The following is a 20432-nucleotide window of genomic DNA, read 5'->3' as shown; positions in this document are numbered from 1 at the left end:
TTCCGTGTTAAAGCGTCATCAACTTGGCATCATCCCAAGATAAATACACACGATCACCTATTTCGTATTTTCTCAGTGAATCATCCACTTCCCACGTGATTCCACTTTCTTTGAGTTGCACCTGAAGAGAATTATAATGCACCAAAAATCTCAAATCTGTCACATGTGCAAGTAATCCGCCTTTGGTTCTCAACTTTACATCAGCGGGTCTGATATAGCTATTCTTAGAATTGGGAAGTTTATTTATTGGGCTGAAAAGCTGGGCGACATATTTAGTCTTTGGCTTTTCACAGAGCTGTTTTGAGGTGCCCTTTTGAGCGATTTTCCCCTTCTGCAAAATGATCAGATTGTCTGTCAATCGGAGGGCATCGTCCAAATCGTGTGTCACAAATATTACCGTGGTCCCCAGTGCTTTGAAAATCTCCTTCAACTCTGATATCAGCCGATGTGTCTGAATCGTATCCAGCGATGAGAAAGGCTCGTCGAGCAATAAAATATCTGGTTCTACAGCCATAGCCTTACCAATCGCCACTTTTTGCTTTTGCCCTCCAGAAAGCTGACGAGGAAATCTATCTCTATATTCATTCAACCCTAAAAGTTTAAGCAAATATTCAACTCTGCTTTTTGCATATTCCTTTTCGTAGTGAAGCAATTGCCTGGAGATATTTTCCTCCACCGTAGAATTGGGATATAAATGGAAATTCTGATGAATCAATCGGATCTCGTCGTACCCGGAAACGATTTTCTGATTTGGGTTCAAAATCGGCTTGCCATCTAAGAAAACTTCCCCAGAATCCTGTACTTCCAGGCCTGCCATGATTTTCAGAAGAGTACTCTTTCCTGATCCGCTTTCTCCTACGATTGCCAGAAAATCCCCTTGGGCCATTTCAAGTGAAAACGGATGCAATGCTGGTAGCTCATCGTAGGATTTGGAAACATTTGAAATGGAAAAATAACTCATGGGCGAATTTCAGCTTGAAGCTTTTTGGTCAAGCTGCCAAAGATAAGGGCGTAAGAATGATCCGCCAATTCCAAAATCAAGCGATCGGGAACATTTCCAACTGTGCTCACCGAATTCCATTGCTGCTTATTCATGTGATAACCCGGAGTAATTCCATCGTATTGCTCGCGCAACTCCACAGCCCGCTCAGGATCGCATTTCAGATTGATATACTGAAATTCTGAAATGGAGCAGATCGAAAAGATTTTATTGCCCACCCGAAAGCAAAGTGCATCGGCATCAAAAGGCGTATCTTCAGTCACTCCAGGCTTTGCTAGACAATAATCTCGGTAATATTCTAAGGTCATAGGAAACGTAATTGAGAAAGAAAATTAATGAAAAGAGCTTGGAGAAAAAATGTCCATGCTTTTTACAGGACATACAATTCACTATTTTCCAATTATAATCGAACCTCAACTCTTCTCTAAAACTCTATGAGAATAAATTTACTTGCTTGTACCTTGATCCTAATTGTTGCAGGTTGTCATTCATTGACCAAATCTAAAATCACTAAAAAAGACTTAAACAAGGATATAGAACTAGTCACTACTGAAGGATCAATTGTCATTCGTCTCTATGATGACACTCCCTTAAGTCGCAATAATTTCCTCAGTTTGGTCAAAGAAGGGATGTATGACAGCATCCTCTTTCACAGGGTCATCGAGAAATTTATGATTCAGGCAGGGGAAAGAGTTCATGAGGATTCATTTACCAAAAAGAAAGAATTGCTCGGCTTCGATGAACTTATTCCAGCGGAGATTACCAGTTCACATTTTCACAAAAGAGGAGTTCTGGGGGCAGCCCGGGAAGGCGATGATTCAAATCCTACGCAAAAAGGAAGCTTTATCCAATTCTATATTGTGCAAGGAAGAACCTACACGGATAGCACGCTTGATATTGCTGAGAAACGCATCAATAAAGGGCTTGCATACAACCATGTCATAAACGATCCTGCTACCAGTTCTACTTTTGCAGCATATCAAGAATTATTGAAAAATCGTAACCCAGACGATAAGGAGGCCATCGGCATCTTGAAAAGCCAGCTTGATTCCCTAACTGAAAACTACTTGAAAAGCATGACTCCATATCACTATCCAGAGTCACATCGTGAGGCGTATAAGACTGTTGGTGGAGCAGCACATTTAGACCAAAACTACACTGTATTTGGTGAAGTAATCTCTGGAATGGATATCGTCGATAAGATCGCAGCGACCGAAACCAGCAATCGCGATCGGCCTTTAGTAAATATCCTGATCTTAGGTACCAATTTGATTGAGAGAGAAAAATAATTCTAATTCCTCCTTTTATTCCAAGGACCAAAAGCTTCAAAATCCCTTAAACCTCATTTCCTAACCAGCTTTAATTTTTCCCTTAGCATGGCGATTGTATGAATAGGCCTATTAACCCTATCATTCATTAAAAACCAAAACAATATGGGAATTGTAAAAGTATTGGAGGTAATCGCCTCCTCAGAAAAAGGAATTGAAGATGCAATTCAAAATGCAGTAGATGAAGTTTCCAAAACTGTCCACAACATTGACTCAGTCTATGTGAAGGATATCAAAGCGCACGTGAAAGACGGAAAAGTTACTTCTTACGGATGTGTCTGCAAGGTTTCCTTCAGGGTCGATCAATCGAAAAACGTTTAATTCGAGCTCACGAGTGTGGCAGCCGCCGCACTCATTTTTATATTTACCTAGCTCGTTCAGGTAGGTTGTTCTATCTTTTTTACTTTTAGAGTCAACATTGTTTTACTCTTCATGAACACCAAACTAGTCATGACTTCCAGCGCGATACTAATGTATGCGGCAGGAATCATCCTCACCTTCGCACCTGATTTGATTTTGCAAGTTTTAGAACTTAGTACTGATCAAATCTCCTTGTTTTTGATGCAAATAGTAGGTGCTCTTTATTTTGGTTTTGGAATGCTGAATTGGATGAACAAAGGCCGACCTATCGGCGGGATTTACAACCGCCCTGTAGCAATAGCTAATCTGAGCCATTTTATGATAGCGGGACTTGCCTTGCTAAAAGGACTTTTATCTACTCCTGAATTACCATCCATGATTTGGGTTGTTGGAATTCTTTACATTGGTTTCGGCATCACCTTCGGGGTGCTTCTTTTTAGACATCCAATTGCCGACAGATCCAAAACTAAATAAGGTTAAATTTGGTTGGTGACAAAGCGCACAAATTGACTGGCATTAATTACCCATCTTTGCACCATGGAAAAATACATCAAAGCAATTGCTGACGGCTATTATGGCTATTGGAATTACTTTATTGGAGAGATCCTGAATCCTAGCTGGCACAATTACTTTTACTGGCTAGTGGGAGCCTCTTTGGTGATATATGGCCTTGAGATTCTTTTTCCTTGGAGGAAAAATCAACCACTGATCCGAGAACATTTCTGGCTGGACATTTTCTATCTTTTTTGGAATTACTTCCTATTTGCCCTGGTCGCATACAATGCCCTTTCTATGGTGGCTGTGGAGGCCTTCAATGATTTTCTAGGATTATTTGGCATCACTAACACTGTCGCTATTAAATTGGATCAGCTACCTGGCTGGCTGCAATTGGTAATCCTATTTATAGTCAGAGATTTCATGCAGTGGGCGATTCACCGCATGTATCACCATGTAGGCTGGATGTGGGAATTCCATAAAGTCCATCACAGCACGCGAGAAATGGGGTTTGCAGCGTTGCTCCGCTATCACTGGATGGAAAACATCCTATATCGTACGCTGGAATATATCCCGTTGGCGATGATTGGTTTTGGGATTACGGACTTCTTTATTGTGCATATTTTCACGTTGGTCCTTGGGCAACTTGGCCATGCTAACCTCAATATCCCATTAGGACCATTCAAGTACATCATTAACGGTCCTCAGATGCACCTTTGGCATCACGCCAGAGAGTTACCGGAAAGTCATCCGCATGGCTTTAATTATGGAATTTCCCTTAGTCTGTGGGATTTCCTTTTCCGAACTAATTATTGGCCGTCTGATGATGAACATCTGCCAGTAGGATTGCCTGACGAGGACAAGTTTCCAGAGGATTTTGTAGGGCAGACAACGGAGCCGTTCAAGCGGATTTTCACTAGATCAAAACCCTAGCTATACGCCTTTCTTTTAACCATATAGCCTATCAAAGGCACTGTAAAGTTAGAATGAGTTCAATTTCATTTTCGTGGATCTCTTCTTGAGATCTTATTTATCATTCTTTAATCTATCTTAGTATCATCGATAGGACAGCCTCATCATTTCAATCCTTCGGTAAAAAACTAGCATACATTTTTACTTAAGTTTTCGAACCAACTTTACTTAATTCTCATGTTAAAATTGACACTTAGCTTAGCTGTTTATTTCAGTAGTGTTTTAGTGCTATTCGCTCAAAACAAGGAAACCTGTTTGAGCTATGAACTTTTCACTCCCCTCCCCAACCACACAGTTTCTAACTGTGAATACCGGGAGTTTGACTCGCACGAATTCAACAAACAAGAGAATGGAGGCAGCCGGGAATACTTCGTAAAAGAAGGTACAAAATCCGTAATTTCTTACAACTGGAATGGAGAATGGGAAAATCGCCCATCTACAGTTTTAATTTATAAGAATTACCAAAATGCAGTGGAAAAAATGGGAGGGAAACTACTCTACAGTGGATCAGCCGCTTATTTCTACTTAGAGAAAGGTGGAAACAACTATTGGATACATGTGCTTTCAGACGGCAGTGGCATGTACAGTGTGACTACCATCATGGAAGCTACCATGCAGCAATACGTAGATTTCAATGCGGCTGAAATTGAAAAGTTGATGGCCGTAGATGGGCAAGTAACATTCTATGGAATTTATTTCGATTCCGATCAAGCTACCATTAAAACAGAATCTTCTGGCTTAATTCATGAAATCGCAACATATCTCAGGAATAATCCCACTGTAGAGATTTACCTAGTAGGACATACCGACAATACAGGAACTGCCGAACACAACATGAAGCTATCCAAGGCAAGAGCCGCAGCTGTGGTAACCGAGCTCACAGAAAAACACAATATTCCTTCCACTCAAATAACTGCAGAAGGTGTTGGGGTATTGAGTCCAGTGGCCTCAAATTCTACCGAGGAGGGTAAAGCCAAGAATAGAAGAGTAGTGATGGTTTCCAAAAAATAAAACCCAATCGCTTGGGCTTTAATCGAGCTAAAAAAAATCGGCAGAAAATGAGAAGGCTTTGACTTTTCTTATTTTCTACCGAAAAATGCTTATCACTTAATCTCCACGATTTTGGTGTGAACAGACTCATTGATAAAATAAACTTTTTTACCTCCAAAGGATTTCTCTTCCGCGTTATAGCTTGCTGCCTGAACCAAACCAGAAGAAGTAGCTTTCAATCCACTTAATTCAGATGCGGAGAACGTAACAGAAGTTGCTTTGGATTCTTTAGTAACTGTTGTTTTACCATCAGAAATCACCCAAAGGATGTTATCTGTATTTGAAGTCATTGTCTCGATCGACAGTGTAATGTCTGAGCCTTTGCTAAAGCTAGCTGCAACTGAAGAAGCAAATTTCACCTGAGAAGGCATTTTCTTAGTAGTAGTATGCGAAAATGCATCAAAACCACTACCTCCTGCTACTTGCCATGAATTAGATTGACCTGCCACTAGTGAATAAGAAAAATCGGTAGGATTATTAATGTAAGCATTCCCTCCAGGTATGGTAAGCGCCTTTGAGTTCAATTTCACTTCACCTACATTGACCAATGTGCTACCAACAGCTCCATTGAAAAATGATCCTGAAGCTACATCAATAGCAATTCCACCTACTCCAGGTACGCTTGGCACCGAACTAGGCAAATCTGAATACGACAGTACCGCTGCCAACACGGCGTTAGCATCACTTGGTGCTGTTGGCGTTGGGCTGGTCTGAGTCGGTTGAGTAGGATCGTTATCATCATCCGAGCTACAAGCTGAAAAAGTAAGAACGACTCCTAAAAGTAAAGTCCAAAGTGTAGAGTTATAAGTTTTCATAGTTTTATAGATTTAAAATACTTTTCAAATGTATAACTGCATGATTCCCCTCGCCATACGACAAATAGCGTATATTGATTAGGTACAGGTTGGAAGATGCAAAGGCTGTTCTTTTCATTCAAGCAGAAGATTTTGATACCTTCGCAGCATCCACCACATACAGCCGCAAAATCTTCCTATATGGATAACATCCTTGCCTTCACCCTTTCTGTTTTTACTGGTTTTTTCGCCATTATGAACCCGATTGCGAATGTGCCAATTTTCGCTTCTTTGACAGATGACTTGGATAAAGCCACCAAGCGAAGTGTTAGCAAGAGAGCTACCATTACTGCCTTTGTGATAGTTGTTGTTTTTGTAGTACTGGGGAAATTTATCTTCGAACTCTTCGGAATCACCATTCCAGCTTTTAAAATCACTGGGGGTATTCTGATTTTCTATGTGGGTTTCGAAATGCTACAGTCCAAAAAATCGAGTGTCAAACATATCAAAGAGCCAGAAACTCACGAAAACATAGCAATTTCACCCTTGGCAATTCCTATTCTAGCAGGGCCAGGCACCATCGTTACTGCGATGAACTTTGCATCCAAAGGCAATTACATCAATATTCTAATTGTAATAGCCGTATTCGCTGTGATGTGTCTTTTAACACATATTGCATTTGAATTAGGTGAAAAAATCGTAAAACGTCTTGGTAAAAATCTGATCGTGGTGATCGGAAAAATCATGGGTTTGATCATCGCAATCATCGGCACCAATATGATTATTACAGGAATTAAAGCTGCTTTCTTCGAATAATATGATTATCCGCAATGATGACAGACCTTAGGTTCTCTGCTAATCAGATTGGAAGACCGATACTTCGGCTACGCTCAGTACAAGTGATCGAAGATCGAAATGGGCTCAATTATTAAGTTTAGCATATCCTACATTGCTTGTATCACCTTACAGTTAGAAAAGCGGAGTACATATTGATCTACAAAGTCCCCCTTACTTCTTCCCTAACACATAAAACAAATCCAATCCTTTCGAAGGGTCATCCACCATCGGGTAATCTTCGTGGGTGATATCTACCACGCTTTTTCCCTGCTGTTGATGAAGTTTGTTTCTATTCCTGCGATTGAGAATTTCATAGGGCATTCTCAAAATGGATGCAGGCAATTTGTGTTGCAGATCAAAAATATCGAATCGCATGATTTTCTGTACAGACTTGCGGTTAGCCTCATGGTAAGCCCACACTTTCTCATTGCCTCCGACTCCTTTTGCCTCCACACTATCAAATATAGACGCACATAAATCAATCAATTGCTGAGGAGTATATTCCCGCTCATGCCATGGATTTCTTGAAAGCGTATGGTTGATATTCGGAGTAGAAATCACGGCTTTGCCTCCTGGCTTCAACACACGGTAAATTTCCTCTAGAAATAACCTGTCATTTGGAATATGCTCGATCACCTGAAAACTCACCACGGTATCAAAGGAATCATCAGGGATTCCAGCAAATGGCGGAATCACCGCTTGCTGAAATTCGACTTTCGGAAAGCGAACTTTAAGCTCGTCAATCACTTCCTGGATTTTATCCAAACCTAGATAACTGTCCGCAAAAGGCAAAAGTGTCTCCACACCACGGCCTTCTCCACAACCAACTTCCAGCAATTTGCCAGAAATCCAAGGCTGAGCAGCAATGTATGCTTTCAGTAAGCGTTGATGAATAGGATTGTCACTGACCAACTTGTCAGAGGCGATTTCCGTTGTATAGGTAGCCATACAAAAATTTACTATTTTGGCAAAAGTAAGGTTAATTTTGAAAACCCGAGATCAACACCCGATGAACTGTAAAACAAGCCGACTCCTATTTTTTTTGATCCTCTTCGCTGGATGCTCATTACCCACCCTAGCTCAAAAGACATTAAGCAGTCTAAATCAGACCCTTCGCTATTCAAGATACTCTAGACTATCTCTAAAAATCATTCCTATCAAGGTATCAGAGACGAAGTACAAACTTCAATTACAGGTCGAAAAAATCGAAGAAAATCCTGTTTTGAATACATTTAGTTTTACCTATTCTGTTTTGGATAGCTATGAGGAGGAAATCATTTCTGACAACACCTATATTTTAACCTCAGATGACCTGAAGTATGACACAGATAGGCATTGGGTATTTGAAAAGATGGTAGAAATACCGACAACTCAGAAAACTGCAATCGCCTTATTTACTGCTTTGGACACGAGACAGGGAGATGAATATTACTATTCTACTGACATCAAAAGTAGTTTCATCTTTGATGTTCCAAATTTCGGTGCATATTATGCTAATTATGTAGGTTTTGACCAGAACTACCTAAACGTTGGTGAGTCTTTACTATTCAAATCTGATGGGGGGCCAACATTACATAATTTTTACTATCCAATTAGTTTGGAGGTGCCTTATCCACCCATGGAAACCAAGCCGGCAGCAGTACCTCGAGAATTAGAGGTGGTAGACTCCGGAGATTTCTTGGAAAACATCCCTAAATCTTTTGATCAAATCGGCTATTATTTCATCCAAAGCGATACTTCTGCCAGTACAGGACTTGTTCTGAAAACTACTCATGAGGCATTTCCAAAAGTTAAGGATTGGGACGAAATGGTGGATATGGTCACCTACATTTCCACCAGAAAAGAACATGATGACCTGAAAGCAGCTGAAGACAAAAAGAAGGCTCTGGACACCTACTGGTTGGGATTGACGAGAAATCCTGAAACTGCCAAAGAGCTGATCCGGGAATATTTTAGACAGGTAGAATTTGCAAATATCCTTTTCACCGACTTCAAAGAAGGCTGGAAAACGGACAAGGGAATGATTTATATCGTCATGGGCCCTCCGCAGGAAGTCAACTTTTATTTGGATAGAGAAGTGTGGAGTTATGGAGGAACTAATGAGAGTTCAAGAATTCGCTTTACCTTTGCGCGGGTTAAAAACATACTTAGCCCTCACTATTACACCTTGAATCGCTCCCGCGCTTACCAGCCGGTTTGGTTCAAAAACATATCCATATGGAGAAGCGGAAAGATGGCTTTTTGATTGAAAAAGGCGAACACGAAAAAGATTTTATTTTTGGAACACGAGCTGTCATGGAATCTATCCATGCAGGCAAAGACATTGACAAGGTGTTGGTTCAGAAAGAAATCAACAATGACCTAATTAAGGAATTGATTAAGCTTTGCAAAGCTGAAAAAATCCCCGTAGTCAGAGTTCCTGATGCTAAGCTCAATAGAATCACCCGCAAAAACCATCAGGGTGTAGTAGCCCAGATGTCCTCCATAGAATACGCTTCATTGGATCATGTAATCGAAAGCTGCTTCAACGTGGGCAAAGCTCCACTAATTTTGATATTAGATAGAATTACTGACGTGAGAAATTTTGGTGCAATCGCTAGAACTGCAGAATGTGCCGGAGTAGATGCAATAGTAATTCCCGAAAAAGGCAGTGCCCAGATCAACTCTGACGCAATAAAAACGTCGGTTGGTGCATTGAACTTCCTTCCTGTCGTTAGATCAAGAAACCTTTTTTATACGTGCAGAGACCTTCAAAAATCAGGTTTAGTATTGGTAGCCATCACAGAAAAAACTGAGAAAACCATGTACGAAGCTGACTTCTCCGTGCCAGTTGCGATGGTGATGGGATCTGAAGAAGATGGGATATCCACCGAACTAATGGGAATCGTAGACGAAAAAGTGAAAATCCCAATGGCAGGGAGAATCGAAAGTTTAAACGTTTCTGTTTCTGCCGGGGTGGCGATTTACGAAGCAATCAGGCAAAGGAAATAATGATAAAAACATTGTGGAAGGGGAAGATTTTAGATAAAGTCTTCCCCCTTCTTTTTTGCGTTGGATACAAACTCACGGAATTTTTTCTCAGCGTCTAGTTTGCAGATTAAAAGCACATTATCTGTCTCGTTGACCAAGTAGTTTTCCAGGCCTTGAACTACAACTAGCTTATCCCCCTTTACTTTGATATAGCTGTTTTCGGTTTCGTAAAGAACGGCATTTGCGTCCACCACATTGTTGTTTTCATCCTTATCTCTTAGCTCAAATAAGCTATTCCAGGAGCCCAAGTCTGACCAACCAAAATCTCCCAAGATGACGTACACCTGGCTTGATTTTTCCATTATCCCAAAGTCGATGGAAATGTTTTTGACCTGTGTATAAGCCGTAGATACAAATTCAGCTTCCTTGGCAGTGCCATAAGCTGCTCTGCCTTCTTCAAAAACCTCTGCCAAATCGGGCATGCATTCTTCGTATGCCTTAATTAGGCTTTGTGCCTTCCAGACGAACATTCCTGAATTCCACACAAAATCCCCACTTTCCACGAATGTCTTTGCAAGCTTAGAATTTGGCTTTTCAGTGAAAGCCTTTACTCGATACGCGATGTTATCTGGGCTTTCTATGTACTGGATATAGCCATAGCCAGTATCTGGTCTATTTGGCTTGATTCCTAGGGTTATGAGTCTGTCAGAGTCTGCTGCCTCTAATGCTTGATTGATGGTACGGGTGAATTTTTTCTCCTGCAAGATGAGATGATCTGCAGGTGTCACAATAATCTTAGCCTCTGGGTCCAAAGAATGTATTCTATAAGTAGCATACGCTATACAAGTTGCAGTATTCTTACGAAGAGGTTCAGATAGAATCTGATGATCTTTCAGTTCAGGAAGTTGTTCTTTTACCAGAGCAAGGTATTTACGATAAGTGATCACAACAAACTGCTCAGGTTCGGCGATTTCCAAAAATCGATCATACGTCATCTGCAATAGTGACCGACCTGTGCCCAAAACATCCAAAAATTGCTTAGGCCTCTTCCTACGGCTGTATGGCCAAAATCTTGTGCCGATTCCTCCGGCCATTATAAGAATATAGGGTTTATTGTGCATGCTAAAAGTTAAACAATTCCTTCTTTCATCAATTCATGAATATGAACAAAACCTGCGATTTTATCCCCATTCATGGCTACAAGCTGCGTGATATTATGATTTTTCATCATATTCAAGGCACGAACGGCATATTCCTGTGTCGAAATCGATTTGGGATTTACCGTCATAATATCTGAAGCTTTGAGAAATTGAATATCGAGTGATTTTTGAAGCATTCTCCTCAAATCTCCATCCGTAATAATTCCTTTTAGATTTCCTTGCTCATCAATTACAGAAGTCGCACCTAATCTTTTGCCGGAAATCTCTAAGATCACTTCAGCCAAACTGGCATTTTCGGTAACTACTGGGATTTCATTTCCCCCCAGCACATCACCAACTCTGAGATACAACTGCTTACCCAAAGATCCTCCTGGGTGATATTTGGCAAAATCCTCTGGAGTGAACCCTCTCGCTTCAAGTAGGCATACTGCTAATGCATCTCCAAGCGCTAAATGTGCTGTCGTGCTGGTAGTGGGAGCCAAATTATTGGGACATGCTTCCTCACCAATGGTGGCATTTAGCACATAATCTGCCTGCTCAGCAAGGAAACTTTTTGTATTGCTCACTAAAGCGACAAGTTTGGAACCAAGATTTTTAAGCAAAGGAACCAATACTTTGATCTCAGGGGTATTGCCACTTTTAGAGATACAAATCACGATATCCTCTTCCAAAATCATTCCCAGGTCTCCATGAATTGCATCTGCGGCATGCATGAAAATGGCTGGCGTTCCCGTAGAATTAAGTGTGGCAACTATCTTATTGGCTATAAGCGCACTTTTACCTACTCCTGTGATAACTACCCTTCCCTTTGAATCCAAAATATGGGCTACACAGGCTTCAAAATCGCCATCTAAAAAATCAACGAGATTTAACACGGCCTGAGCCTCGTTTTGCAATACTCTCGTGGCTGTATTTCTAATATTTTTAGCTAAATTCAATTTTACCTGTGTTTATAACTAATTTTGAACCTGGGTATAAATGTAATAAATCATTCCTGTTTACAGGCTTTAGTTACCCTTTTAGCCCCCTAACAAGTGGAAGAAAAAGTAAAAGCAGATCTTAAAAAAATCTTTGGGTTCAGCAAATTTCGCGGGAACCAAGAAATGATCGTCGATAATTTGCTAAACAAGCGAAATACCTTCGTAATCATGCCTACGGGTGCTGGCAAATCTTTGTGCTATCAATTGCCCGCAGTGATGAATGAGGGTACGGCTATCGTGATTTCTCCGTTGATAGCTTTGATGAAAAATCAGGTGGATCAGTTGCAGGCATTGGGAATCAATGCTCATTTTCTGAACTCAACCCTCAATAAATCTGAAGCTACACGCGTGAAAAGCGAAGTAATGAAGAAGAAAACCAAACTTCTTTATGTAGCGCCTGAATCCTTGACAAAGGAAGAAAATGTAGAATTTCTCAAAGCAGCTACTCTAAGTTTTGTAGCCATCGATGAAGCTCACTGTATCTCTGAGTGGGGTCATGACTTCAGGCCAGAATACAGAAGAATCAAATCCATCATCGCACAGATCGCGCCTAACTTGCCGATCATCGCACTGACTGCTACTGCCACACCTAAAGTGCAGCAGGACATACAGCGCAACCTGCAGATGGAAGAAGCTGATTTATTCAAATCTTCATTTAACAGAACCAACCTTTTCTATGAGGTTCGTCCTAAGGTCAAAAATGATTCAAAAAAAGATTTGATCAAGTTCATCAAAGGACACAAAGGGAAATCCGGAATTATCTATTGCCTCAGTCGCAAAAAAGTAGAGGAAATCGCTCAACTACTCAAAGTAAATCAGGTAAATGCTGCTCCTTACCATGCAGGACTTGATTCATCCGTTAGGATCAAAACTCAGGAAGATTTTCTAAATGAAGAACTGGATGTGATTGTGGCCACTATTGCATTTGGAATGGGAATAGACAAGCCTGATGTTCGTTATGTGATCCACTATGATGTGCCAAAATCTTTGGAAGGCTACTATCAGGAAACAGGGCGAGCAGGAAGAGATGGTTTGGAAGGACATTGCCTCATGTTTTATAGGTATGAAGACATTATAAAACTCGACAAATTCAACAAGGACAAGCCGGTCACCGAGCGTGAAAATGCCAAAACCCTATTGCAGGAAATGGCTGCTTATTCTGAAACTGGAGTTTGTAGAAGGAAATTCATTCTGAATTACTTTGGTGAGACGATGAATGACGATTGTGGCTTCTGTGACAATTGTAAGCGAAACCGGGAGACATTCGAAGGGATGGACATGGTGACTACCGTACTCGAAGCTGCCAAACAAACCAATGAACGTTTTGGCTTAGATCACCTCGTGAAAGTAATTGTAGGAGAATCAACAGATTATGTACTGAGTTATTCACACGATAAGCTTCCTGTTTTCGGAAAAGGGAAAGATTCTTCTGAAAAAACCTGGATAGGAGTAATCCGTCAGGTAATGATTCTAAACATGCTTGAAAAGGACATCGAAAGCTATGGGGTCCTAAAATTAACTTCCAAAGGCAAGGAATATCTTGAATCTCCTTTTGAGGTTGACCTACACCATGACCACGATTTCGCAAAAGAAGTAGAATCAGGCCAAGCTGAAATTGTCATCAGTGCCGGAATCGCCTATGACGAGAAGCTATTTGAACTTTTAAAAGCTGAGCGAAAAAAAGTAGCCCGTTCCAAAGGCCTTCCTCCCTATGTCATCTTTCAGGACCCTTCTTTGGAAGAAATGGCAACAGTCTATCCAACTACGAGAGAAGAGCTAGCGCAAATCATTGGCGTTGGTATGGGAAAAGTCCTTAAATTCGGGTCTTCATTCCTGAAATTAATTGAGAATTACGTTGAAGAGAATGAGATAGAAACCGCTTCAGATGTCGTAGTAAAGTCATCTGGAACTAGGTCAAAAGTAAAAATTTCAATAATCCAGCAGATCGACCGCAAGGTAGGCTTGGACGAGGTAGCAGAAAACCTCAACATAAGTATGAGTGATTTACTGCACGAAATAGAGCAGATCATTTATAGCGGAACTAAACTAAATATAGATTACTACATAGAAGCGATCATGGATGAGGATCGGGAGGATTTGCTCCACGATTACTTTATGAATGCTACTAGTGATCAGATCAAAGCAGCCTTAGATGAACTCGAAGACGAGGATTTCGCAGAAGATGAATTGCGAGTCTACCGGATCAAATTCATCTCTGAGCATGCAAATTAACTTGAATTGAGTCAATGAATATACTCTTATTAGGGAGCGGAGGCAGAGAACACGCGTTCGCTTGGAAGATCGTACAAAGTACCGATTGCACCCAATTATATGTCGCTCCAGGTAATGCTGGCACAGAATCCATTGCTACCAATGTCTCCATCAGCATCACTGATTTCGACGCCATACGAGATTTTATAACCTCAAAAAACATAGGCCTTGTAGTCGTGGGCCCCGAAGAGCCTTTGGTAAAAGGGATAGTAGATTACCTTCAAAACCAACCTGAAACTTCATCAATTCCCGTGGTGGGCCCCTCCCAATTAGGAGCTACACTGGAAGGCAGCAAGGACTTTTCGAAGCGTTTTATGCAACGAAATAATGTCCCTACTGCAGCTTACGAAACTTTCACTGCAGATCAGCTAGATGCTGGTTTGGCTTACTTGGACAAACAAAACCTTCCTATCGTATTAAAAGCAGATGGACTTGCCGCTGGTAAAGGCGTGCTGATCTGCTTGACTTTGGAGGACGCAAAAACTTCCTTGAAGGAGATGCTCTTGGATCAGAAATTTGGCGAAGCATCCTCTAAAGTTGTAATTGAAGAATTCCTGACAGGAATCGAGCTTTCCGTTTTTGTTGCTACTGACGGAAAAAACTATAAGATTTTGCCAGAGGCAAAAGACTACAAAAGAATAGGCGAAGGAGACACTGGCCTGAATACAGGAGGAATGGGAGCTGTGAGCCCCGTTATTTTCGCAGACGAAGCCTTTATGGCAAAAGTGGAAGAAAAGGTCGTGAAGCCTACAGTGGATGGCCTTGCAAAGGAAAACATCCCTTACAAAGGATTTTTATTCATAGGCCTAATGAACAAAGACGGTGAGCCACAGGTCATTGAATATAATGTAAGAATGGGTGATCCAGAAACGGAAGCAGTGCTTCCTAGAATTGAAAGTGATTTCTTGGGATTACTTCATGGCATAGGTACCGGAACTCTGGATTCTTATGAGCTTAAGATTTCTCCAGATTATGCAACCACCGTAGTAATGGTAAGTGGTGGATATCCGGGATCTTATGAAAAAGGGAAAGTAATTTCTCTTCCAGAAACCGTTGAGGGTGCCGAGATTTTTCATGCAGGCACAGCAAGAAATGATAAGGGAGAATTAGTCAATCAAGGTGGTCGAGTAATTGCTGTGACAGGAAGAGGCACCTCAATGCAGGAAGCTTTGAGCAATGCGTTCACCACTGTGAAGAGCATTGATTGGGACCAAGCCTACTACCGCAAGGATATCGGAATGGATATTCTGAACTTAATGTAATTAAACCCAAAACTAACCATGGCTCAGCCCCTGTCTATATATTATGTCTGGATGTAGCACATGCTCAACCTCCTCAGGAGGGACCGGAGGATGCCAAAGTAACGGCACCTGTGGCACGAGTGATTGTAATAAAATGAATGTTTTCGATTGGCTATCTCACATGGGAATTCCCGAGGTAGACAACTTTGATATAGTAGAAGTAAAATTCAAAGGAGGAAGAAAAGAATACTACAGAAATGTGGATTTTCTTGCTTTAAATACTGGTGATCCTGTCGTAGTAGACGTCCCAAGTGGACATCACATAGGCTATGTATCACTCCAAGGCGAACTTGTTCGTCTTCAGATGCAAAAAAGAAAAATCAGGAATGACGACGAAATCCTGAGAATATACCGCGTCGCGAATCAAAAAGACATGGAAAAGTGGGGAGAAGCTCAAAACCGTGAAATCCCTACGCTTTATAGATGTCGTCAGATTGTGGAGGAATTTGGATTGAAGATGAAAATGTCGGATGTCGAATATCAGGCAGATAATTCCAAAGCTACTTTTTATTATTCCGCAGACGACCGCGTAGATTTCCGTGAATTGATTAAAGCGCTGGCGGGTGAATTCAGAATCCGTGTAGAAATGCGCCAAATCAGCCTAAGACAAGAGGCGGGAAGGCTTGGAGGTATCGGAGTTTGTGGAAGAGAACTATGCTGTTCCACCTGGTTGGTTGATTTTAAAAACGTCAGCACCTCAGCGGCGAGATATCAAAACTTATCTCTAAACCCCGGAAAACTGAGTGGTCAATGCGGAAGACTGAAATGCTGTCTAAATTATGAGTTGGACACCTACATGGATGCGATCAAAGATATTCCATCCATCGATCGTCCCCTTCAGACCGAATCGGGCCCAGCAAAACTTCAGAAAACGGATATTTTCCGCAAGCTGATGTGGTTCAGTTATAATAATGACAACGATTGGCATAGCATTACCTGCGAGCGAGTAAAAGAGATACTTGCGATTAATGAAAAAGGAAAAAAAGTCTTCACTCTCCAGTACAATGAAGCTTCAGAAATTGAAGATATGGCTGCCAAGTCTACGAGAGAATTAGAGCTTCTGGATAAAAAGTTTGCTTCTACAAGCCCCAAACGGAAGAAAAAACCTCGTCCACAAAACAGAAATGCAGGTGGGAACAGAAATCAAGATAATTCCAATAAACCACCTCAAAAGCAAAATCAACCTCAGGCTCAGCAATCTGCTCCTCAAAAAGCCAATCAAGGTCCAAGACCGGCGGGAGATCATCCTAAAAAACGTAGGAATAAAAACAGGAATAAGCCTAGGAATCCAGAGGCCAATGCTGGACAGGCTCCAGCAGCTCAACCTCAGCAGACAAAGCCGCAAAACGGCCCTCCAAAGAGGCAAAACGTGCAGAAGCCAAAAGCTAATGATGGAAATGCTGGGAACGCTTCAAACCCGAATGCTGGTCCGGCTAAGCCAAAACCACAAGGAAAAAAGAGATTCCCTCCTAGAAAAAACCAAGGGCCAAATCCAAATAAACCTGGAAATGAATAAGGTAAAACATTGCCTATTAGTAGTACTTATTCTCGTAAGTGTAGCCTGTACTGACGGCCGCATTTACGAGGATTTTCAAAGCCTACCCAATCAAAACTGGGGTGTCACTGATAGCCTTATTTTTGATTTTCAGGATGTAGAGCTGATTAACACGCCAAACTTGGTGGCGATGAAATTTAACGAGGAATATGCTTTCTCCAACTGCTACCTGAGAATCATCAGTAAAGATTCGGCAGGAGTTATTCTAGACAATAAGTTGGTAAACATGGTTTTATTCGACCCGAAGTCTGGAGAGCCGCTAGGAGAAGGTTTTGGGAATTCTTACACGCGCTACGATACACTTCCTTTCTTATTTGATCAGCAGACCAAAAGCGTCACGCTATTGCAATACATGCGGCAGGATTTACTACCAGGTGTAGAGGCAGTTGGGATTAAGATTCTGAAATAAAAGTAAAGCTGAAAAATAGAAGAAGAGATACCGAGGTAGGTTTTACATCATCGCATACAGTAAGCATGAAGCGACCTAGAGTAAATGGCTAGAAGTAAAACTTGACAGAGTTATGGAAAAAAAGCCGTTAGCTCTATTTTTCCTCGCATGACCTGTGGGGTTATATTTTTTTTTGAAAGCATACGCTATTGTCCATCCCAATGTATTGTCCATAGTTTGGAATGAGAACGTATCCCTGCTTTTTATAGAGTGTAAGAGCTTCCACCTGCCTTTTCCCTGTTTCGAGTACGCATTTATTATAATCTAATTCGGCAGCCCAAATTTCCAATTCTGTCAATACTAGAGATGCAAAGCCTTTCCCTCTAGCTTCAGGAGAAGTAAACATGCGTTTCACTTCCATAGAATTCTCATCAAATTCTTTCATTGCACCACAAGCTATTGGGGTTTCATTTTCATAGCAAACCACCACATTTTTCAGGTTGACGATCTTATTAAATTGATTGTAAAAATCATGGTCTCTTCCATCCTTCTCGGCCAGGTATGCATCCAGCAACTTTACCAGAGCTATAAAATCAGGATTGGAAGAATCTGTGCGCGTGAGTGTGATCATGGGAGGTAGGTAAATTCACTAAATAAAACAATCAACTAATTGAAATAATAAATTTAGAAACTTATAGAGTAGTTTTAGCCAAATACCTATATTAATGAGACTAAAATTAAACCTAATGATTAAAAAATCACTATTCCTCTACTTCCTTTTACTTGCCTTAGTTTCTTGCGCGAAAGAATCGTCTCTCATCCAAGATCAAAATGTCATAGTCACAAAAGTCTCAACAACCACCCGTCATTCCTTGGATGATAAATTATTTAATGCAAAAACTGGAGATCCCATCTCCATGGAGGAATTTTCGCAAATGATAAAGGAAAATCCAACTATCAGCTTGGAGAAAATTTATGACGAATATGGAAATCCTGAAAAATTCCTATATCACCCAGACGACCCAAATAAAAATCATTCTCAAAGAGATCCTGCTTTCCAGCCTCAAGTTGGACAAAAAATCTCTGATTTTGTCTTCAAAACTATAGATGATAAAGAAATCTACTCCGAAGAAATGATAGGAAAATGGGTGATTGTTAGGTTTGATTTTTTTGTGGATAAAATGGACAAAGAAAACTACGCTTCCTTCTCAAACGCCATCAACAAGGCATCAAAATCAGGAAAATTAACAACTATTTTATGTTCTTTGGATTCAGAGGAAAATATTGAAAATGAACTAACCATGTTTTCTGATGTAATTCATTTGGTCGGTAACGGGCAAGGCTACTTTTCAAAATATCACATAACCACCATGCCTACCACTATCTTAATCGATCCAAATCAAACGGTGGTTAAATATTTGGATAAAAATAACTATTCAGAAATTCAATCATTGATCAAGCAATAGTCTTTTTTCACTAGAGTTTTAAAGAAGAACGCAACACCGAAAGCTCGTTAGCACCCACTTTTCTCAGAAAAAGAAGATAAAATCGTTATCCTATTGAAAGCATCTTTGTTATAAAATCATTTCCTATCTTGAGGCAATAAACCTAATTTAACACCAGAGATGAACAACAAGCGCCTTTTCGCTACAATTCTAATTTTCCTTCTTTTTTTAAGCAGCATTAGCTTCGGGCAATCCATTTCCAAGCCCTTTGTTTACGGAGACCTCTTACCTGATGCTCCAGAATTAGCAGCCCGAGGCGAATATGCAGTCGGTGTCCAAACACTTGATTTGATTCATGAAAATCAATTGGATATTCTTAACTATGGCAAGGGCGGAGATTCACTCTACAATAGGCCACTGAAAGTAGAAATCTGGTATCCTACAGAAGCAGCATCCAATGAATTGATTTCTTATGATGAAGTAATGGGGCAGAATGGCTCTCCAACCAGACCTCTTATTCCTTTTACTTTTCTAGGCAGAGCAACAAGAAATGCAAAAGCAGTTTATGAAAAGGAGCCTTTCCCATTGGTAATAGTATCCCATGGATATACAGGTTCTCGCTATTTAATGACTTACCTCACAGAGAATCTTGCTTCAAAAGGCTATGTAGTAGTCGCAATAGACCACACAGAAGCCACATTCAGAGATGCAGCTGGCTTTCAAAGCACCTTACTAAACCGTTCTCTGGATGATCTTTTTGTCCTAAATGAAATGGCAAGACTAAGTGAAGATCAGGAGTCTTTTTTGAAAGGTTTAGTGAATGCTGACAATACCGCTCTGATTGGCTATTCGATGGGAGGCTATGGAGCTGTAAATGTTGCTGGTGGAGGTTATAGCCCACAAGCCGTCCAACTCTTTGGAGGTATGACTGGCGGAAGTAAGGCTTTGCTAAGACGTTCGGTTGGCAACCCTGAATTTGAAGCTTCGATCGATCCACGAATTAAGGTAATTGTTGCTTTTGCTCCTTGGGGCATGCAACGCGGGGTTTGGAACGCGGAAGGCTTGGCTGGCATTAAGATTCCTTCCCTATTCGTAGCAGGAAGCAAAGACGATATCTCAGGCTATGAGGATGGGACAAAAGCAATCTATGAAGGCGCGATAAACTCAGAGAGGTACCTCCTAACATATATTGACGCTAGGCATAACACCGCTCCAAATCCTCCTCCAGCTGAAGCGCTTGAGCCAGGAAGACCTATTGATGAGTATTTGAGATATGCAGACTCAGTTTGGGATATGCGCAGGATCAATAATATCAACCAGCATTTTGTCACTGCGTTTTTGGGCTTTTACCTAAAAGGTAATGAAACTTATAAAGGCTATCTCGATGTGAATGCGAATCCTGAAGCTAAAGAATGGCCAGGGTTCAAGCCAAGAACAACCATAGGTTTAGAAATGAACCATGAAAGTCCAAAAGACTAGGCAAACTCCTTTTTCAAAATCCCAGAATAATTACCCTTTTACTTTAA

21 protein-coding genes are annotated in these 20432 nt (G+C 40.9%); 14 read left to right on the top strand and 7 right to left on the bottom strand.

Going from position 1 to position 20432, the window contains the following annotated elements:
* Nucleotides 1-7: 7 nt before the first annotated feature.
* Nucleotides 8-961: an ABC transporter ATP-binding protein gene (locus AC0L6R_RS16245; protein WP_473272153.1), complete on the bottom strand. Its 954-nt coding sequence runs from the start codon at nt 959-961 to the stop codon at nt 8-10.
* Nucleotides 958-1308 (bottom strand): MmcQ/YjbR family DNA-binding protein, encoded by a 351-nt coding sequence (locus AC0L6R_RS16240; RefSeq protein WP_473272152.1) that lies wholly within the window; start codon nt 1306-1308, stop codon nt 958-960. Before AC0L6R_RS16240 ends, AC0L6R_RS16245 begins: the two co-directional genes overlap by 4 nt.
* A gap of 126 nt (nt 1309-1434) precedes the next feature.
* Here AC0L6R_RS16240 and AC0L6R_RS16235 point away from each other — a divergent pair, with 126 nt between their 5' ends.
* The 5 genes from AC0L6R_RS16235 to AC0L6R_RS16215 all read left to right on the top strand — a co-directional run bounded on the left by AC0L6R_RS16235 (nt 1435) and on the right by AC0L6R_RS16215 (nt 5166).
* Entirely contained in the window at nt 1435-2289 is an 855-nt protein-coding gene (locus AC0L6R_RS16235; RefSeq protein ID WP_283413799.1) for a peptidylprolyl isomerase, read from the top strand.
* Between the two features lie 144 nt (nt 2290-2433).
* The gene (locus AC0L6R_RS16230; RefSeq protein WP_283413798.1) at nt 2434-2649 is read left to right on the top strand and encodes a dodecin family protein; all 216 of its coding nucleotides are present in this window, start codon (nt 2434-2436) and stop codon (nt 2647-2649) included.
* Nucleotides 2650-2760: 111 nt separating this feature from the next.
* Complete coding sequence (locus AC0L6R_RS16225) at nt 2761-3162, top strand: hypothetical protein (protein ID WP_283413797.1); 402 nt, start codon at nt 2761-2763, stop codon at nt 3160-3162.
* A 63-nt stretch (nt 3163-3225) separates the two neighbouring features.
* Nucleotides 3226-4116, top strand: a complete 891-nt coding sequence (locus AC0L6R_RS16220; protein ID WP_473272151.1) for a sterol desaturase family protein — start codon at nt 3226-3228, stop codon at nt 4114-4116.
* A gap of 216 nt (nt 4117-4332) precedes the next feature.
* Nucleotides 4333-5166: an OmpA family protein gene (locus AC0L6R_RS16215; protein WP_473272150.1), complete on the top strand. Its 834-nt coding sequence runs from the start codon at nt 4333-4335 to the stop codon at nt 5164-5166.
* 92 nt (nt 5167-5258) lie between these two features.
* Here the strand turns inward: AC0L6R_RS16215 and AC0L6R_RS16210 are convergent, their stop codons facing one another.
* Nucleotides 5259-6020: a hypothetical protein gene (locus AC0L6R_RS16210; protein WP_473272149.1), complete on the bottom strand. Its 762-nt coding sequence runs from the start codon at nt 6018-6020 to the stop codon at nt 5259-5261.
* 180 nt (nt 6021-6200) lie between these two features.
* Between AC0L6R_RS16210 and AC0L6R_RS16205 the strand changes: the two genes are divergently transcribed.
* The gene (locus AC0L6R_RS16205) at nt 6201-6815 is read left to right on the top strand and encodes a MarC family protein (protein WP_283413793.1); all 615 of its coding nucleotides are present in this window, start codon (nt 6201-6203) and stop codon (nt 6813-6815) included.
* 192 nt (nt 6816-7007) lie between these two features.
* Here the strand turns inward: AC0L6R_RS16205 and AC0L6R_RS16200 are convergent, their stop codons facing one another.
* The gene (locus AC0L6R_RS16200) at nt 7008-7784 is read right to left on the bottom strand and encodes a class I SAM-dependent methyltransferase (RefSeq protein ID WP_473272148.1); all 777 of its coding nucleotides are present in this window, start codon (nt 7782-7784) and stop codon (nt 7008-7010) included.
* A gap of 94 nt (nt 7785-7878) precedes the next feature.
* Here AC0L6R_RS16200 and AC0L6R_RS16195 point away from each other — a divergent pair, with 94 nt between their 5' ends.
* The gene (locus AC0L6R_RS16195) at nt 7879-9081 is read left to right on the top strand and encodes a GWxTD domain-containing protein (protein WP_473272147.1); all 1203 of its coding nucleotides are present in this window, start codon (nt 7879-7881) and stop codon (nt 9079-9081) included.
* Nucleotides 9054-9827: a 23S rRNA (guanosine(2251)-2'-O)-methyltransferase RlmB gene (gene rlmB, locus AC0L6R_RS16190; protein ID WP_283413790.1), complete on the top strand. Its 774-nt coding sequence runs from the start codon at nt 9054-9056 to the stop codon at nt 9825-9827. Before AC0L6R_RS16195 ends, rlmB begins: the two co-directional genes overlap by 28 nt.
* A 29-nt stretch (nt 9828-9856) precedes the next feature.
* Here rlmB and AC0L6R_RS16185 read toward each other — a convergent pair whose 3' ends face one another.
* Together AC0L6R_RS16185 and AC0L6R_RS16180 are read right to left on the bottom strand one after the other, a co-directional pair.
* Nucleotides 9857-10927, bottom strand: coding sequence for a mannose-1-phosphate guanylyltransferase (locus tag AC0L6R_RS16185; protein ID WP_473272146.1), 1071 nt, complete (start codon nt 10925-10927; stop codon nt 9857-9859).
* Nucleotides 10928-10935: 8 nt separating this feature from the next.
* Nucleotides 10936-11904, bottom strand: coding sequence for a KpsF/GutQ family sugar-phosphate isomerase (locus tag AC0L6R_RS16180; RefSeq protein WP_473272145.1), 969 nt, complete (start codon nt 11902-11904; stop codon nt 10936-10938).
* 96 nt (nt 11905-12000) lie between these two features.
* Here AC0L6R_RS16180 and recQ point away from each other — a divergent pair, with 96 nt between their 5' ends.
* From recQ to AC0L6R_RS16160, 4 genes are all read left to right on the top strand, one after another.
* The gene (gene recQ / locus AC0L6R_RS16175) at nt 12001-14178 is read left to right on the top strand and encodes a DNA helicase RecQ (protein WP_473272144.1); all 2178 of its coding nucleotides are present in this window, start codon (nt 12001-12003) and stop codon (nt 14176-14178) included.
* Between the two features lie 14 nt (nt 14179-14192).
* Nucleotides 14193-15479, top strand: a complete 1287-nt coding sequence (purD, locus tag AC0L6R_RS16170; RefSeq protein ID WP_283413786.1) for a phosphoribosylamine--glycine ligase — start codon at nt 14193-14195, stop codon at nt 15477-15479.
* A 133-nt stretch (nt 15480-15612) separates the two neighbouring features.
* A complete protein-coding gene (gene ricT, locus AC0L6R_RS16165) occupies nt 15613-17034 on the top strand; it encodes a regulatory iron-sulfur-containing complex subunit RicT (protein ID WP_473272143.1) in 1422 nt (473 codons plus the stop codon).
* Nucleotides 17027-17482: a gliding motility lipoprotein GldH gene (locus tag AC0L6R_RS16160; protein ID WP_283413784.1), complete on the top strand. Its 456-nt coding sequence runs from the start codon at nt 17027-17029 to the stop codon at nt 17480-17482. The genes ricT and AC0L6R_RS16160 overlap by 8 nt, the downstream gene beginning before the upstream one ends.
* Before the next feature lie 160 nt (nt 17483-17642).
* Here AC0L6R_RS16160 and AC0L6R_RS16155 read toward each other — a convergent pair whose 3' ends face one another.
* On the bottom strand, nt 17643-18092 hold the full coding sequence (locus tag AC0L6R_RS16155) for a GNAT family N-acetyltransferase (protein ID WP_473272142.1): 450 nt from the start codon (nt 18090-18092) through the stop codon (nt 17643-17645).
* 115 nt (nt 18093-18207) lie between these two features.
* Here AC0L6R_RS16155 and AC0L6R_RS16150 point away from each other — a divergent pair, with 115 nt between their 5' ends.
* Nucleotides 18208-18927: a TlpA family protein disulfide reductase gene (locus tag AC0L6R_RS16150; protein WP_283413782.1), complete on the top strand. Its 720-nt coding sequence runs from the start codon at nt 18208-18210 to the stop codon at nt 18925-18927.
* Nucleotides 18928-19086: 159 nt separating this feature from the next.
* Entirely contained in the window at nt 19087-20385 is a 1299-nt protein-coding gene (locus tag AC0L6R_RS16145; protein WP_473272141.1) for an alpha/beta hydrolase family protein, read from the top strand.
* Nucleotides 20386-20432: the final 47 nt, after the last annotated feature.

The organism is Algoriphagus sp. 10J20-15, from assembly GCF_055809615.1.
This window is presented reverse-complemented; position numbering and strand designations above follow the sequence as displayed.